Here is a 14,307-nt window from a genome sequence, read left to right as displayed (position 1 = left end):
GCGGGACCTATCCGGTCGCCGACACCAGGCCGTGCTCGTAGGCGATGATGACGAGGTGGACGCGGTCGCGGGCGTCGAGCTTCGCCAGCAGCCGCGTCACGTACGCCTTGACGGTCCCGCCGCTGATGAACATCGCCTCGGCGATCTGGGCGTTCGACATCCCCCGGCCGATCAGCGTCAGCACTTCGAGCTCGCGGCCGGTGATCCCCTGGATCTCCTTGGACGGCGGGGCGGCGGCCCGCTGCGGGCGGTCGGCGAACTCCTCGATCAGCCGGCGCGTCACCTTCGGCGCGATCAGCGCGTCCCCGGCGGCCACGACCCGTACCGCCGCGATGATGTCGTCCAGGGCCATGTCCTTGACGAGGAATCCCGAGGCCCCGGCGCGCAGCGCGTTGTAGACGTTGTCGTCGTCGTCGAACGTCGTCAGGACGATGACGTGCGGGGCGCCGTCCTCCTTCGTGATCATCCGGGTGGCCTCGATGCCGTCCATGCCGGGCATGCGGATGTCCATGACGACGACGTCGGGACTCAGCTCCCGGACCAGTTGGACGGCCTCGGCGCCGTTCCCGGCCTCCCCGACGACCTCGATGTCCGGGATGTCGGTGATCACCATGACCAGGCCGGCGCGGATCAGCGGCTGGTCGTCGGCGAGCACGACGCGGACCGGCATCAGACCTCCATCGGGACGGGGAGACGGGCGGTCACGCGGTAGCCGCCCTCGGGACGCGGGCCGGCGGTGAAGTCGCCGTTCAGCAGCTTCACCCGATCACGCATCCCGGCGATACCGTAGCCGGTGCCCTCGCCCCGGCCGGTTCCGGAGCCGCTGTCGACGATCACGACGGACAGGTCGGCCGGCCGGAAGACCACGGAGACCCGGCACTGCTGCGTGCCGGAGTGCTTCACCACATTGGTGACGGACTCCTGGATGACGCGGAACGCGGACAGGTCGACCTCCGGCGGCAGCGGACGCCGCTCGCCGCGCCACTCGACGTCCACCCGGACACCGGCGTCGCGGACGTTCTCCACCAGCCTGTCGACGTCCCCGAGCCCGGCGAGCGGCTTGCCGCCACCGCCCGACTCGGCGTCATGGAGCGCGCCGAGCATCCGTCGTAGTCCGGCGAGCGTCTCCCGGCTGGTCTCCTCGATCACGCCGAGCGCCCGGCGGGCGCCCTCGGGCTGGGTGTCGATGACGCGCTTGGCGGCCCCGGCCTGGATCGCGACGACGCCGATGCTGTGCGCGACCATGTCGTGCAGCTCGCGGGCGATCCGCAGCCGCTCGGCCGTCACCGCCTGCTCCGCGACCCGGGTGCGCATCTGCGCGGTGTGCTCGCGTTCCCGACGTCGTGAGTTCCCGGTCAGCCAGGCGACCACGATCATCATCAGGACGACGGCCTCCACCGAGGTGCCCACCCGGAATCCCAGCGCCAAGCGCACTCCGACGTAGCCGAAGAGCCCCGCGGACGCCAGCCCGGCGGCGACCAGCGACGTCCGCCGCGCCTCGGTGGCGGCGGCGAAGCAGAGGGCCACGCAGACCGGCAGGTACTGCTGGGGCGCGATGCTGGTCGTGTGCAGCGGGCCGTTGGTCAGGACCAGCGCGCTGAGCACCAGCAGCGTCACCGCGGCGACCGGCCGGCGGGTCAGGAGCCGGCAGCCGCCGGCCAGCAGGACCGCCGCGAGCAGCAGCATCGCCTGCTCGCGGGAGCTCATCGCGAACGGCTCGATGCGGTGGCTCTTCTCGCCCCAGGGCTGCAGTTGTTCCCCCGGCCAGCGGATCTGGACGACGAACGAGTACAGCGTGGACACGCACCAGGCGAGCGCCGTCCACGCGCCGGGCGTCACACGGTGGAGCAGCGTCGCAGGCGGGTTCGTGGGCATGGCGCGATCGTAGCCACATGATCATCGGGGGGCATCGGACCGGGGGTGTACACCCTGGGTCGGTACGCCCGCGCCGGGATGTGGACGACGCTCCGATGCCGGTGGCACGGGGTGATCGGCAGTGTTCTCGTCATGACGAACACTGGCGGTTACGAGGAACGGGACGTCGTCGTCCGGCTCACGGACGTGCGGAAGGACTTCGGGGACTACGCGGCTCTGGACGGCGTCTCGCTGACGATCGGCGCGGGTGAGTCGGTCGCCGTGATGGGACCGTCGGGCTCCGGGAAGTCGACGCTGCTGAACATGGTGTCCGGGCTCGACCGGCCGACCGGCGGCTCGGTCGTCGTCGGCGGGGAGGACCTTACCCAGCTCGACGAGAAGGGCCTCGCGCTGTTCCGCCGCCGCCGGATCGGCATGATCTTCCAGTTCTTCAACCTGCTGGACGACCTGCCGGCCCTGGACAACATCGCCCTGTCCGGACAGCTGGTCGGGTTGAAGGCCCCGGCTGCCCGCAAGCGCGCCTCGGAGCTCATGGGCGAACTCGGAATCGCCGACCGGAAGAACATCTACCCCTCCGCGCTGTCCGGCGGCGAGCGGCAGCGGGTCGCCACGGCGCGGGCCTTGATGAACCGTCCGTCGCTGCTGCTGGCGGACGAACCGACCGGCGCCCTGGACAGCCGGTCCGGCGACCAGGTGATGCGGCTGCTCACGGACCTGAACCAGCTCGGCCAGACACTCGTGATCGTCACGCACGACCCGCGGCTCGCCGCGCAGTGCGCGCGCCGGGTCATCGAGGTCGCGGACGGGCGTATCGCCCGGGACGGCGCGGTGGACGGTGCGGTCGTCGCGGGGGCAGCCCGATGAGCGCCGTCTGGCGGGCCTCCCGCGCGGCGGTGAAGCGGCGCAGGTTCCAGACCTTCGTCCTGGGCGTCGTCGTCATGGTCTCCAGCGCCATGGCCATCGCCACGCTGGGCCTGCTGGCGGCCGTGTCGGGCCCCTTCGACCAGGCCTACGACGCCGCGAAGGGCGCCCACCTCGTCGCCGAGTTCGACAGCTCGAAGGCGACCGCCGCGCAGATCGCCGCGGCCGCGAACGCCCCCGGCGTCGAGGCTGTCGCCGGCCCCTACCCCGAGGCCGTCCTCCACTCGCCCTCGCAGACCGGCGACCACCCGATCGGGATGTCGGGTGCGTTCACCGTCGTCGGACGCGACCGGCCGGACACCCCGGTCGACACCCTCCGGCTCAGCGCCGGCCGCTGGGTGACCGGCCCCGGCGAGATCGTCCTGAACGAGTCGCCGTCCATCGGTCCGCTACGGATCAAGTCCGAGCACGAGGTCGTCACACCGGACGGCGTGAACCTCAAGGTCGTCGGCTACGCCGCCTCGGCCAGCCGGTCCGCGGGCGGCTGGGTCACGCCGGACCAGGCCCGGGCCCTGAACTCGGCCTCGTTCCAGATGATGTACCGCTTCGAGGACGCCGGGTCCGACTCGGCGCTGAAGGCCGGCGTGACCGCGGCCACCAAGGGCCTGCCGTCCGACGCCCTGACGGGGACCAGCTCCTACTTGGCCATCAAGGCGAGCCTCGCCAAGGGCCCGAACACCTATGTGCCGTTCCTGACGGTCTTCGGCGTCCTGGGCCTGATCGTCTCGGTCCTGATCGTCGGCAATGTCGTCAGCGGCGCGGTCGTCTCGGGCTTCCGGCACATCGGGGTCCTCAAGGCCCTGGGATTCACGCCGAACCAGGTGACGGCGGTCTACCTCGTCATGGTCACCTTCCCGGCCGCGATCGGCTGCGTGCTCGGCTCGGTGATCGGCGGCCTCGTCGGCGGAAAGCTGGTGCACCAGGCGTTCTTCGGCATCTTCGGCGCCGATCTCGTCCGGGACGGAGCAACCGTCCCGGCCTGGGTCTATCCGGTCGTGCTGATCGGGATGCCGGCCCTCGTCGCGGTGTCCGGGCTCGTCCCGGCGATGCGCGCCCGCCGGCTCCCCGCCGCCGTCGCCATCAGCGCGGGCGGCGTCCAGCAGACGGGGCGTGGTCTGACGGTCCAGCGCAGGCTCGGTGGATCGCGCCTGCCGCGCCCGGTGAGCCTGGGCCTGGGCTGGCCGTTCGCCCGGCCCGGTCGCACCGCCCTGACACTGTCGACCGTCGTGCTCGGCGTCATGACGGTGACGATGGCCCTCGGCATCTCGGCCTCGGTCGTCACGTTCGGAGAGGTGCGGGACCAGTCCGACAGGATCCAGGTGCGGGTCGACGTCAACAACCCCCAGTGGAACGCTCCCGGTCCGACCCACTCCGACGACCAGCTCTTCGCGTTGCTGCGCTCGCTGCCCGGCACCGCCCACGTGTCCGCGCAGAGCGTGGCGGAAACCCGCATGACCGGCTCGCCGAACGTCGTCCGGGTGGGCGTCGAGAGCGGCGACACGGCAGAGCTGCACCCGGACCTCGTCCGGGGACGCTGGATCGAGGGGCCGAACGAGGTGGTGGTCTCGTCCGAGTTCTGGCACCGGCACAAGGTGTCCCTCGGCGACACGATCACGCTGGACAGCAGCGACGGGCCGCGGCCGCAGAAGATCGTCGGCGAAACCACCGGAGGCTGGGACGTGACCACCCTCGACTGGGACCGGTTCATCCCGCTCACCCCGGTCCAGCGCGCCCAGAGCTTCTCCGTCCAGCTCACCAAGGGCACCGACCCGCAGGCCTACACCGCTGCCGTCGCCGGCACGGACCGAGGACTGAACGCGTCGGTGAACGGCGCCTCCGACACCATCGAGAAGGTCATCATCAGCGTGGTGTCGACGCTCAGCCTGATGCTGATCACCGTCGCCGGCCTCGGCGTGTTCAACACGGTGCTGCTCAACACCCGCGAGCGGCGCAAGGACCTGGGGATGCTCAAGTCGATCGGTATGACGCCGCGCCAGGTGATCGCCATGGTGGTGACGTCCGCGGCGGCACTCGGAGCGGTCGGCGGGATCATCGGCGCCCCGCTCGGGATGCTCGCACATCGGATCATCATCCCCATGACCGGACAGGGCACCGGCCTCGATCTGCCGGACTCGCTGCTGAAGGTGTGGAACTGGCCGTTGGTGGCACTGCTGGCCCTCTCCGGCTCCGTGATCGCCGCGCTGGGGGCCTGCCTCCCGGCCCGGGGCGCGGCGAAGGCACCCGTGGCCGAGGTCCTGCGGACGGAGTAGCGGGGGGAGCCCACAGCGAAGGGCACGGCAGCGGGGTTCTGATCCCGGCCGTGGGTCCTGGTCGCGGCACCGTTCAGAGCATCTCGCCCCCCTCCGTACCCGCCCGCCGGGGCGAACGGAAGGCCCCGACCGCTGAGCGGTCGGGGCCTTCGTCGTGCCGCGGTCGCCGTTGTGGTCGCAGCTGTGGTCGCCCGTTGTGGTCGCCGTTGCCGGGCCCAGCGGGGACGGCCCGCCGCGCGACCGCACCCGGTGGGCCGGCTCCCCGGCCGAGCCGTCGCCCGCTGGGCACCGCTCCTCCGGCAGGGTGCTGTCCACGGCCGGGTCCGGGCGGGGAACCTCACCGCCGCGACCATGCCCGGTCCGGCCGGACCGAGAGTAACCTGGACATCACCGAAGGCATTCCGCATGCCGGCACCGGGTACTGGCGTCGTCTCCGGCGAACGGCAATGCCGGACCCGGCCTCGTGGGCGGGCCCGGGGACAGGTTCTTGATCATGACCACGATGCTCGATCGTGCGACGCCCGCCGCCCCCGATTCCACCGCACGGCTCTCCCTCGCGCCCAGCGGCGTGCGGCCCGGCCGCCTGGACGGAGCCTGGTGGCCCCGCTCGCGTGACCTTCTCCGCGAACTCCCCGCCCTGGCCGCCGACATCGACGAGCGGTGGGGCCGGGTCACCCGGATCACCGTGAACCCCGCGCAGTGGCCCGTCATCCCCCGGCGGATCCCGGTCACCGGGCACACCGTCCACGCGGGATGGTTCTCCACCGAGCAGGACGAGCACACGATCGCGGTGTTCTCGTACGCCCCACTCAGGCTGAACCTGCTGGTCGTCCCGCCGGAGACGGCTGCCGTCGATGCCGCCCGGCTGATGGCCGAAGCCGCCGCTCCCGCGAACACCACGGCCGCGAGCGACCTGATCGCCGCGGAGACGGGCGGCGGGGCACAGGCTCCGGGGTCCCGTTCCGACTTCCTGCCGTCGGCCGTCGCTCCGTCCGGCGGCGCCGGTGACGCAGGCGTGCGGGCGGATGTCGCCCGCACCCGGGCCGCCTCCTGGCCGGTCCCCGTGTAGTCGGCGGGGCGTCGAGGGGGGACCGGCGGGGCGGTACCCGCCCGCCACGGCCGCGGAGCCGGGTGGGTCACTCGCGTGACCATTCGGCCTCGGCCTGGGGCGGACCGTCGACGTCGGCCCCCTCCCAGAGGCGGATCCTGATCGCCCGCGGGCCGGGCGCGGGCCGGGAGAGCGTGCGCACGAACACGTCCCGCAGGTGGTTGGCCGCCCGCTGGGGCGGCCCGTCGTACTCCAGCGGATCCTGCTGGGGAGCGCCGTCCTGCCGGGACCAATGGCCGTCCTCGCCCCGTGTCTCCAGAATCCATCGGTAGTGCCGCATCCTGGCCTCCCGTGCCGACGTTCCCGCCCCCGGTCACGACGGTAGGGGCGGGGCTGATCGGCCGCGACCGGTGGAATCCGCCCGGAACGGACCGCCGTCGGTACGCGGCGCCGCCTCGCAGACGGCCGCCGACGACCTGGAGCCGCGCTCCGGGCTGCACAGACCCCGCTCCGGGACGGCGTGGCCCCGCCGACCCGCAGGACGCCCCGCGCACCGCTCGGATGCGGGTCGAACTCGAAGGTGACGCCGTCCGCCGCTCCTTTCTGCCCGCACGGGGTTCCCGGAGCGGGGGCGCCGGCCCCCTCAGCGCCACTCGATCAGGAACAGGGTGGCGTCGTCGCTCGTCCGCCCGCCCCGCTGCTCCTTGAGGACGTGGGAGAGCGCGCGCACCACGGCCCGCACCCCGGTCTGCGAGCGCTCGACGTGGTTGACCCAGCCGATGAGCTGCTCCTCCCCGAACTGCTCCCCGCCGGGCTCGCGCTCCTCGACCAGGCCGTCGGTGAAGCACAGGACCCGGTCACCGTGCCGCAGTTCCCGCTCGCTGATCACCGGCTCCTCGCCGCCGAAGCCGACCGGCAGGGTGGTCTCGCTCTCCAGCCGCTCGACGACGACGTGGTCGCGGATCAGCAGCGGCTGGGGATGGCCGGCGTTGACCCACTGCAGGTGACCGGTCAGGGTGTCGAGGCGCATCATCTGCGCGGTGACGAAGTGGTCCGGTCCGAACTGCTCGGCGATGGCCCGGTCCATGAACGCGTAGATCTCGGCCAGCCCGATGTCGGCGCGCCGCGCATGCCGGTACGCGCCGATGGCGACGGTCGCCATGGTCGCGGCGTCGAGCCCGTGGCCCATGGCGTCGATCGTGGCCACGTGCAGGAGGTCGTCGTTGAGCGCGTAGTCGAAGCTGTCACCGGCCACCTGGTAGGCGGGTTCGAGGATGCCGGCCACGGCGACCCGGTGGACGGTCATCGACAGCGGGGGCAGCAGCGACCACTGGATCTCGGCGGCCACGCTCATCGGTTCGAGGCGCCGGGCCTGGAAGATCCGGTCGGTGTAGGCGCTCTTGGTGATCAGCAGATCGGCGGTCAGGGCGGCGAGGCGCCGCAACAGCGGTCGGTCCTCCTCATCGACGGCGTCCAGCGTGAGGGCCAGGATCCCCACCTCGTCACCGCCGTCCAGCAACGGCAGGTACACCCGCACCCCGTCGGCCCGCGCTTCCTCGACGAGGGCACCGCGCAGGAAGGCCGCACCCTCGGGCGAGCTGTCGATCGGCACCGGCCCCCCGGCCGCCAACCCCCGCCCCCGCAGCGGCGCCAGCACCAGCTGGCCGTAGTCCTGCAGCAGGAGCGCCGGGTCACGGCCGCCGAGCCCGCGCACCACGTCGGCGACCAACGGGACGATCAGCCGGGGCGGCAGCTCATGGGCCCGGTCGAGCAGCGCGCCCAGCAGACGCTCGCCGCGGCCCTCCGACCGGTCCGGCTCCGCCGCGCCGGACGACCGCTCACCGCGCATCCACGCTCACCGCCGTCCTCCTCCGGTCGCGGCACTCGGCACCGGCTCGATCGGCCCCGACACCCCGGCCCCGACATCCCGGGCCTCGACGCCCCGGCCCCGGCACTGCGGCGCAGTCCGCCGGGGCGGGTCCTTCCATTACGCCCCACGGCGGTGCGTCGCGCCCCCGGGGCCCTCGGCGGTGCGCCCGCCGGGCCGGGACACCTGCGGACCCTTCCGGACAGCTGGACGAACCTGCGGGAGGACGGGCGGACCGGTCGGCGACCGGCCCGCCCTGCAAAGGCCCCGCGCCCGCCGGAAGCCGTCGCGGCGGTGTCCCGCCCGGCGGGCCCGCGTGGCCGGGATCACAGGGCGGCTCGACGTGCGGGTGAAATGCCGTGGGGGCCGGAGCGGTTGCACCTTCAGGCATTCAATGCACGTGCACATACCTTCTGCAACGAGGGACTTCCATGACCATCACCGCGTCCTCCGCCTCCCGCGCCGCCGAGCTGCTCGCCCGGCCACTGGCGCTGAACGGCCTGACCGTCCCGAACCGCATCGTGATGGCGCCGATGACGCGCAGCTTCTCGCCGGGCGGCGTCCCCGGCGAGGACGTGCGGGCGTACTACGCCCGGCGCGCCGCCGCGGGTGTGGGCCTGATCCTCACGGAGGGGACCTACGTCGGCCACGAGTCGGCCGGGCAGAGCGACCGGGTGCCGCGGTTCCACGGTGAGGAGCAGTTGGCGGGCTGGGCGAAGGTCGCCGAGGCGGTCCACGCGGCCGGCGGAACGATCGCGCCGCAGCTGTGGCACATCGGCATGGTCCGCCAGCAGGGCCAGCCGCCCTTCGCCGAAGCCCCCGCCGTCGGCCCCTCCGGCCTGCGCATCAACGGCACCGAGGGCACCGGCAGGGCGATGACCAGGGCCGACCTGGACGACGTCATCGGCGCCTTCGCCGAGGCCGCCGCGGCCGCCGAGCGGGTCGGCTTCGACGGCGTCGAGCTGCACGGCGCCCACGGCTACCTCCTCGACCAGTTCCTCTGGGCGGGCACCAACCGACGGACCGACGCCTACGGCGGCGACCACGTGGACCGCACGAAGTTCGCGGCCGAGATCGTGGCTGCCGTCCGCGAGGCCGTCGCACCCGACTTCCCGGTGATCTTCCGGTACTCGCAGTGGAAGCAGGAGGCCTACGACGCCAGGCTCGCCGAGACCCCGGAGGAGCTGGAGGCGGTCCTGGCACCGCTCGCCGCCGCCGGCGTCGATGTCTTCCACGCCTCCACCCGCCGTTACTGGGAGCCGGAGTTCGAGGGTTCGGACCTCAACCTGGCGGGCTGGACGAAGAAGCTCACCGGCCGGCCCACCATCACCGTCGGCTCGGTCGGCCTCGACGGCGACTTCCTCCGTGCCTTCGCGGGCGAGGGCGCCCCGGTCCAGGGCATCGACAACCTCCTCGACCGGCTGGAGCGCGACGAGTTCGACCTGGTCGCCGTCGGTCGCGCGCTGCTCCAGGACCCGCGGTGGGCGGCGAAGGTGTTGGCGGGCCGGTTCGACGAGCTGAAGTCGTACGACCCGGCGGCCCTGAACACCCTGAGCTAGGGGGTCGCCCGGCACAACCCCTGGGGGGCCCAGCGCCGGCAGGCCCGGACCGTCGCGACGGTCCGGGCCTCCGTCGTCCCACCGGTGGCGCGGTGCGCCCGGCGGGCGACGACGGGTCAGCCGGCCACGGCGGCGTCGGCGGCGTCGGCACCGCTGCTCCTGGACGGACTCGAGCGCCTGAGGGCGGCCGAGGAGACCGGCCACGGCACGTAGCGCCCACTCGACTCGCGACGAGCTCGACGCACCCTCCGGACGGGCGGGTGGGGGGTGCGCGGGCGATGATGGAAGCCCGGAAGCGCGGCGTTCGAGGCTCGGTATGGCGGTGTGGCACGTTCGGGACTTCACTCCGGACGATCTCGAAGCGGTGGTGCGGCTCGACGGTGAGAGCGCCACCACGGACCGGCCCGCCGTCTTCCGGCTCTCGGAGCTGGTCGCCGCGCTGCAGGCGCAGAACCCGAGCGTCGTCGCGGTGGCCGACGGGCACCTGGTGGGCGCGGCGGTGGGCCGGGTGGACGGGGACCGGGCCTGGGTGCTGCGGATCGCGCTGCATCCCGCCTGGCGGAACCTGGGCCTGGGGACGGCGCTGCTGTCCGCCCTGGAGCACCGGTTGCAGGACGCCGGGGCCAGGGTCGTCGCGGCCCTGTTGCCCGAGGAGGAGACCGGCGCCGCGGCCCTGGGCAACTCCGGGTTCCGCCCCCACCGCGGGCTGACGTACTTCGAGAAGCCGGAGGCGGTGGGCGCCCAGGGCGCGACGCTGCTGGCGTCGCTGGGCGCGGTGGTACCCGAGGCCCGCCTCTGGGGGCAGCTCACCGGGATGGCCGACGAGAAGCGGCTCATCGAACGGCGGCTGGTGCTGCCGCTCGCCAACCCCGAACTCGCGGACGCCCACGGGGTGGAGCCGCCACGCGCGGTGGTGCTGTTCGGCCCCCCGGGCACGGGCAAGAGCACCTTCGCCAAGGCCGTCGCCGGCCGGCTGGGCTGGCCGTTCGTCGAACTCTTCCCCTCCCGGCTCGCACTGGAGGACGGGCTGGCCACGGGGCTCGGCCGGCGCTTCGAGGAGATGGCGCAGCTGGACCACGTGCTGGTCTTCATCGACGAGGTCGAGGAGGTCGCCGGCACCCGCAGCCTCGCCGACCCCGCGTCGGTCGGCGTGGTCAACGAGCTCCTCAAGTCGATCGTGCGGTTCCGCGACCGGGAGGGCCGGCTGCTCGTCTGCGCCACCAACTCGGTGGCCACCCTGGACCCGGCGTTCCTGCGCCACGGCCGCTTCGACTACGTCCTGCCGGTGGGGCCGCCGGACCACGAGGCCCGCACCGCCCTCTGGATCGGCTACACGGCCCGGACGGGCACGGCGGCCGACACCGCCGCCCTGGCCGACGCCAGCGGCGGCTTCACCCCCGCCGACATCAGGCAGGTCGCCATGGCGGTCGCCCAGGCCGTCTTCGAACACACCCTCGACACGGGGGAACGGACCGAGCCCGGCACCGAGGACTACCTGGACGCCATCCGGCGCACCCGGCCGACCGTGACCGAGGAGATGGCCCGGGAGTTCGCCGACCAGGCCGTCCGCTACGGACGGACCTGAGGGCGATCCGCGCCGCGCGGGCCGCCCCGCACACGATTCACGACCCGCAGCTCACGTCGCAAGAATGTCCTATTTTTCCGATAAGGATGATATGACGAGTCCGGGGCCCGACATGAGCTCCGTGACCACCTGAACGGCAGACCCGTCCGGCCCGGTCGCGACACGGACAGCGAGGAGCATGCAGTGGCGAACCCGGACTCCCTGGAGCCGACACCGACAGCGACGCCGACGGCCGAAGCGGAGCCCGCCGGAAATGCGGTCGACCGGCCGGGACGCAGGCTCGCCGGGTGGCAGTTCGCCCTGATCGTGGTGCTCTACCTGGCGATCATCCAGGGGATCGGGCTCGCGATCGGTGTGGACACCTCGGGGTCCAAGAGCCAGTTCCCCACGACGCAGGCGATCGTGCGCGGGGCGCTCGTCCCGATCGGGGTGTCGATCCTGTTCGGCGCCGCCGTGATCACCTGGCTCGGCTGGTGGAAGTCCGTGCTGCACTACCGCGTCCCCGTGCGGCGGTGGGTGCGGCTGGTGCCGGTGTCGATGCTCGCCGTCTCGATCCTCGGCTTCAACTACTGGCACCTCGCCGACCAGCAGGCCTCACTGGTGGTCTCCGTGCTCGTGCTCGGAGTGTTCGTGGGTGTCGGCGAGGAGCTGATGTTCCGGGGCGTCGGCGTCCAGTTCTTCCGCCGGGCCGGCTTCAGCGAGGGAAAGACCGCGCTGTACTCCTCCGTCGTCTTCGGCCTGGTCCACGTCACCAACGCGATCCATGCCGGCCCCTCGGCCATCGCCCAGGCCCTGATCGTGGCGACCTCGGGGTACTTCTTCTACCTGTGCCTGCGGGTGGGCGGCACGATCCTGCTGCCGATGCTGGTCCACGGACTGTGGGACACCAGCCTCTTCTCCGGTCTCACCGGACCCGAACCGGCCGTCTCGGTGGGCGCGTTCCTCCAGGTCCTCCTCCAGGTCACCCTGATCGTCGTCCTGCTCGTCCGGCGCCGCCGGATCGAACCCGCCGCCGTTCCGTCCCCCGCCCCCGCTCTGCCGTAACCGGTCGACCGGCGGGCCGGGCGGCTCCACCTGGACGGACTCGCGGCCGACCGGCGCACCGGGGGCCCGCGTGCCCCGGCGCTCGCCTTCGAGGGCCTGGCGGGAGCGCGGTCGATCGCGTCCCGCCCCGAGGAGGCGGCCGCCCCGCCCGGCACGGCCGCCGACCCGCCCCTCCCCCGGGCCGAGCGGGTCGGCCCGGGAACCGCGCGGCCGCCCGGAGCGGCGAAGCCCCCGGCCGGGACGGATTCGAGGGCGCCCAGGCGGGCCTGCCCGACGACGTCTACGCGAGGGCCGCCGCACAGTTCACCGAGGAGGAGCTGGCCCGGCTGCTGGCCCTGGTCCTCACCATCAACACCTGGAACCGGATCGCCCTCGGCACCGCCAAGGTCCCCGGCACCGACGAGCGCGCGGGGCACTGACCCGACCCGACCCACTGGCCCGACCTACTGGCGCGACCCACGCCCGGCGGTGTGCGCCGGCACAGACCAGGGGGGCGGTCGAGGGCCCGGCGCCACCCCCGCGGGGCCGGGTCCTCGACCGCCCCCGCAGGGGCCGCGCCGCAGGTCAGGGCAGGAGGTGCCCGAGGACTACGCGGAAGGCCCGCTCGATGGCCTCGCGCGACTCGTCCGTCGGATCGAGGGTGTCGAACCCGTGGTGACCGTGCGGGACGTCGATCACTTCGAGGTCCGTCCGCTCCGCCGCGGCGGCGGCCACGAACGCCTCGACCGTCGCGGCGATCTCGGAGACCTCCAGGCCCACCCGGGTCAGCACGACCGGCAGCCGGCCGGCACCGGCCAGAGCGGTCGCGGGGCGGAACCGACTGTCCACGGCGTGCCAGCCGGGCAGCGGAGCGAGGATGGGGTAGCTCGCGGCGAGGCAGCGCAGCCAGGACGGGGGCGCGGACAGCCAGTCCGCCGAGAGCGGACCGCCGCCGGAGAAGAACCAGAGGGCGATGCGGTCGCCGTCGACGCGCGGGTCGGCGCGGAGCAGTTCGACGGCGTCGGCGATGTCCTGCGCGGCGAGCGGGTAGTCGGCGAGGGAGTGCAGCCGGTGGTCCAGGGTCGCGCCGATCACGCCCTGGCTCGCCGCGTACTGGCCGTGGCCGACGTAGGTCGGCCAGTCCCGCGGGGTGGGCCGGACGGTCTCCGGGACGGGGCCGCCGTGCACGAACAGCACCGCCGGGCGCGGCGCTCCCGCTTCCGCCGCCGTCCCCGCTTTGGCTCCCGCTTCCGCTTCCGCGAGGTCCGACGGCAGGTGGAGGTCGACCCGGCCGACGCGCTCGCGGGCCTGCTCGGGCACGTCCAGCGCGAACGGGCGGAGGTGGCCGGGCAGTTCCTCGGTCGGGGGCGCGGTCAGCCGGTGGCCCCCGCCGGCGGCGGCTCGGAGCAAGAGCTCGGCCAGGTCGTCCGGGCGGGAGAGCATCGGCCAGTGGCCGGTGTCCAGGTCGAAGAAGCCCACCCGGGGGTCGGCGAGCGCCTTGAGCTGCGGCATGCCCAGCGTCATCAGCCCTTCCAGCTTGGCGATGCTCATCCCGCTCGCGGTGCAGAAGACGCCCGAGGTCGGCACCGCCGCGAGCGCCCCCGTCAGCCGGAGCGGCTGGGTGAAGGTGGCGCTCGGCTGCGGCGAGGCGAGGTCGGTCAGCCGGGCCAGCGCCTCCTCCGAGAGCCCGGCGGTGCTGCCCCAGCGCTGCCACCCGTCGGCGGCCGGCGGGGCGATCCACCCGTCGTCCCCGTCCGGGCCCGCCGGGTTCAGCAGCCGGCCCCGCACCTCCTCGTCGGGGACCAGCTGGAGGGCGACGTCGCCGTCCTGGGGCATGCCCGCGTCCAGGTAGACGATCCGGGCGATCCGCTCCGGGCGCCGGTCGGCCGCGCCCAGCACGGGGTGGATGCCGTAGTCGTGGCCGACGATCACCACCTCCGGCGCGTCCGTCTCGTCGATCAGCCGCACCACGTCGTCGATGTGCGTCTCCAGCCCCGTGTCCGGACCGGCCGGCCGACGCCGGTCGCCCAGGCCGGTGAGCGTCACCGGGTGCACCTCGGCCCCGGACTCCCGCAGCCTGGTGGTCACCTCACCCCAGACCCGGCCATCGGTGAAGGGCCCCGACACCAGCACGAACGTCGTCATGATCGTCTCCTTAC

General features: G+C 73.5%; 11 protein-coding genes and 1 pseudogene. 7 read left to right on the top strand and 5 right to left on the bottom strand.

Annotated features, from left to right (window positions below; translation table 11 throughout):
• Positions 1–7: 7 nt before the first annotated feature.
• Both ACIQTO_RS01635 and ACIQTO_RS01630 read right to left on the bottom strand, forming a co-directional pair.
• Positions 8–670, bottom strand: coding sequence for a response regulator (locus tag ACIQTO_RS01635; RefSeq protein ID WP_402381422.1), 663 nt, complete (start codon positions 668–670; stop codon positions 8–10).
• A complete protein-coding gene (locus tag ACIQTO_RS01630) occupies positions 670–1,875 on the bottom strand; it encodes a sensor histidine kinase (RefSeq protein WP_402381419.1) in 1,206 nt (401 codons plus the stop codon). Before ACIQTO_RS01630 ends, ACIQTO_RS01635 begins: the two co-directional genes overlap by 1 nt.
• 132 nt (positions 1,876–2,007) lie before the next feature.
• On the opposite strand from ACIQTO_RS01630, the gene ACIQTO_RS01625 reads away from it, so the two are divergent.
• The 3 genes from ACIQTO_RS01625 (at position 2,008) to ACIQTO_RS01615 (ending at position 6,135) form a co-directional block, all read left to right on the top strand.
• On the top strand, positions 2,008–2,739 hold the full coding sequence (locus tag ACIQTO_RS01625) for an ABC transporter ATP-binding protein (protein ID WP_402381416.1): 732 nt from the start codon (positions 2,008–2,010) through the stop codon (positions 2,737–2,739).
• On the top strand, positions 2,736–5,066 hold the full coding sequence (locus tag ACIQTO_RS01620; RefSeq protein ID WP_402381413.1) for an FtsX-like permease family protein: 2,331 nt from the start codon (positions 2,736–2,738) through the stop codon (positions 5,064–5,066). Before ACIQTO_RS01625 ends, ACIQTO_RS01620 begins: the two co-directional genes overlap by 4 nt.
• A gap of 493 nt (positions 5,067–5,559) precedes the next feature.
• The gene (locus ACIQTO_RS01615; protein ID WP_402381410.1) at positions 5,560–6,135 is read left to right on the top strand and encodes a DUF5994 family protein; all 576 of its coding nucleotides are present in this window, start codon (positions 5,560–5,562) and stop codon (positions 6,133–6,135) included.
• A 67-nt stretch (positions 6,136–6,202) separates the two neighbouring features.
• On the opposite strand, the gene ACIQTO_RS01610 is transcribed toward ACIQTO_RS01615, so the two are convergent.
• Both ACIQTO_RS01610 and ACIQTO_RS01605 read right to left on the bottom strand, forming a co-directional pair.
• Complete coding sequence (locus ACIQTO_RS01610; protein WP_402381407.1) at positions 6,203–6,454, bottom strand: hypothetical protein; 252 nt, start codon at positions 6,452–6,454, stop codon at positions 6,203–6,205.
• Positions 6,455–6,757: 303 nt separating this feature from the next.
• The gene (locus ACIQTO_RS01605; RefSeq protein WP_402381405.1) at positions 6,758–7,963 is read right to left on the bottom strand and encodes a PP2C family protein-serine/threonine phosphatase; all 1,206 of its coding nucleotides are present in this window, start codon (positions 7,961–7,963) and stop codon (positions 6,758–6,760) included.
• Between the two features lie 449 nt (positions 7,964–8,412).
• Between ACIQTO_RS01605 and ACIQTO_RS01600 the strand changes: the two genes are divergently transcribed.
• The 4 genes and pseudogenes from ACIQTO_RS01600 to ACIQTO_RS01585 form a co-directional block, all read left to right on the top strand.
• Positions 8,413–9,540 (top strand): NADH:flavin oxidoreductase, encoded by a 1,128-nt coding sequence (locus ACIQTO_RS01600; protein WP_402381402.1) that lies wholly within the window; start codon positions 8,413–8,415, stop codon positions 9,538–9,540.
• Between the two features lie 316 nt (positions 9,541–9,856).
• Complete coding sequence (locus ACIQTO_RS01595) at positions 9,857–11,125, top strand: ATP-binding protein (RefSeq protein ID WP_402381400.1); 1,269 nt, start codon at positions 9,857–9,859, stop codon at positions 11,123–11,125.
• Positions 11,126–11,308: 183 nt separating this feature from the next.
• Positions 11,309–12,169 (top strand): lysostaphin resistance A-like protein, encoded by an 861-nt coding sequence (locus ACIQTO_RS01590; RefSeq protein WP_402381398.1) that lies wholly within the window; start codon positions 11,309–11,311, stop codon positions 12,167–12,169.
• A 260-nt stretch (positions 12,170–12,429) separates the two neighbouring features.
• Positions 12,430–12,588 (top strand): annotated as a pseudogene (locus ACIQTO_RS01585) (carboxymuconolactone decarboxylase family protein); the annotation flags it as partial.
• Positions 12,589–12,733: 145 nt separating this feature from the next.
• On the opposite strand, the gene ACIQTO_RS01580 reads toward ACIQTO_RS01585, so the two are convergent.
• The gene (locus ACIQTO_RS01580) at positions 12,734–14,293 is read right to left on the bottom strand and encodes an alpha/beta fold hydrolase (protein WP_402381395.1); all 1,560 of its coding nucleotides are present in this window, start codon (positions 14,291–14,293) and stop codon (positions 12,734–12,736) included.
• Positions 14,294–14,307 lie beyond the last annotated feature (14 nt).

Origin of the sequence: Kitasatospora sp. NPDC091207 (genome assembly GCF_044768625.1) — a bacterium.
Lineage (GTDB): Bacteria > Actinomycetota > Actinomycetes > Streptomycetales > Streptomycetaceae > Kitasatospora.
The sequence above is the reverse complement of the archived record's forward strand: the minus strand, read 5'-3'. Positions and strand labels throughout refer to the sequence as shown.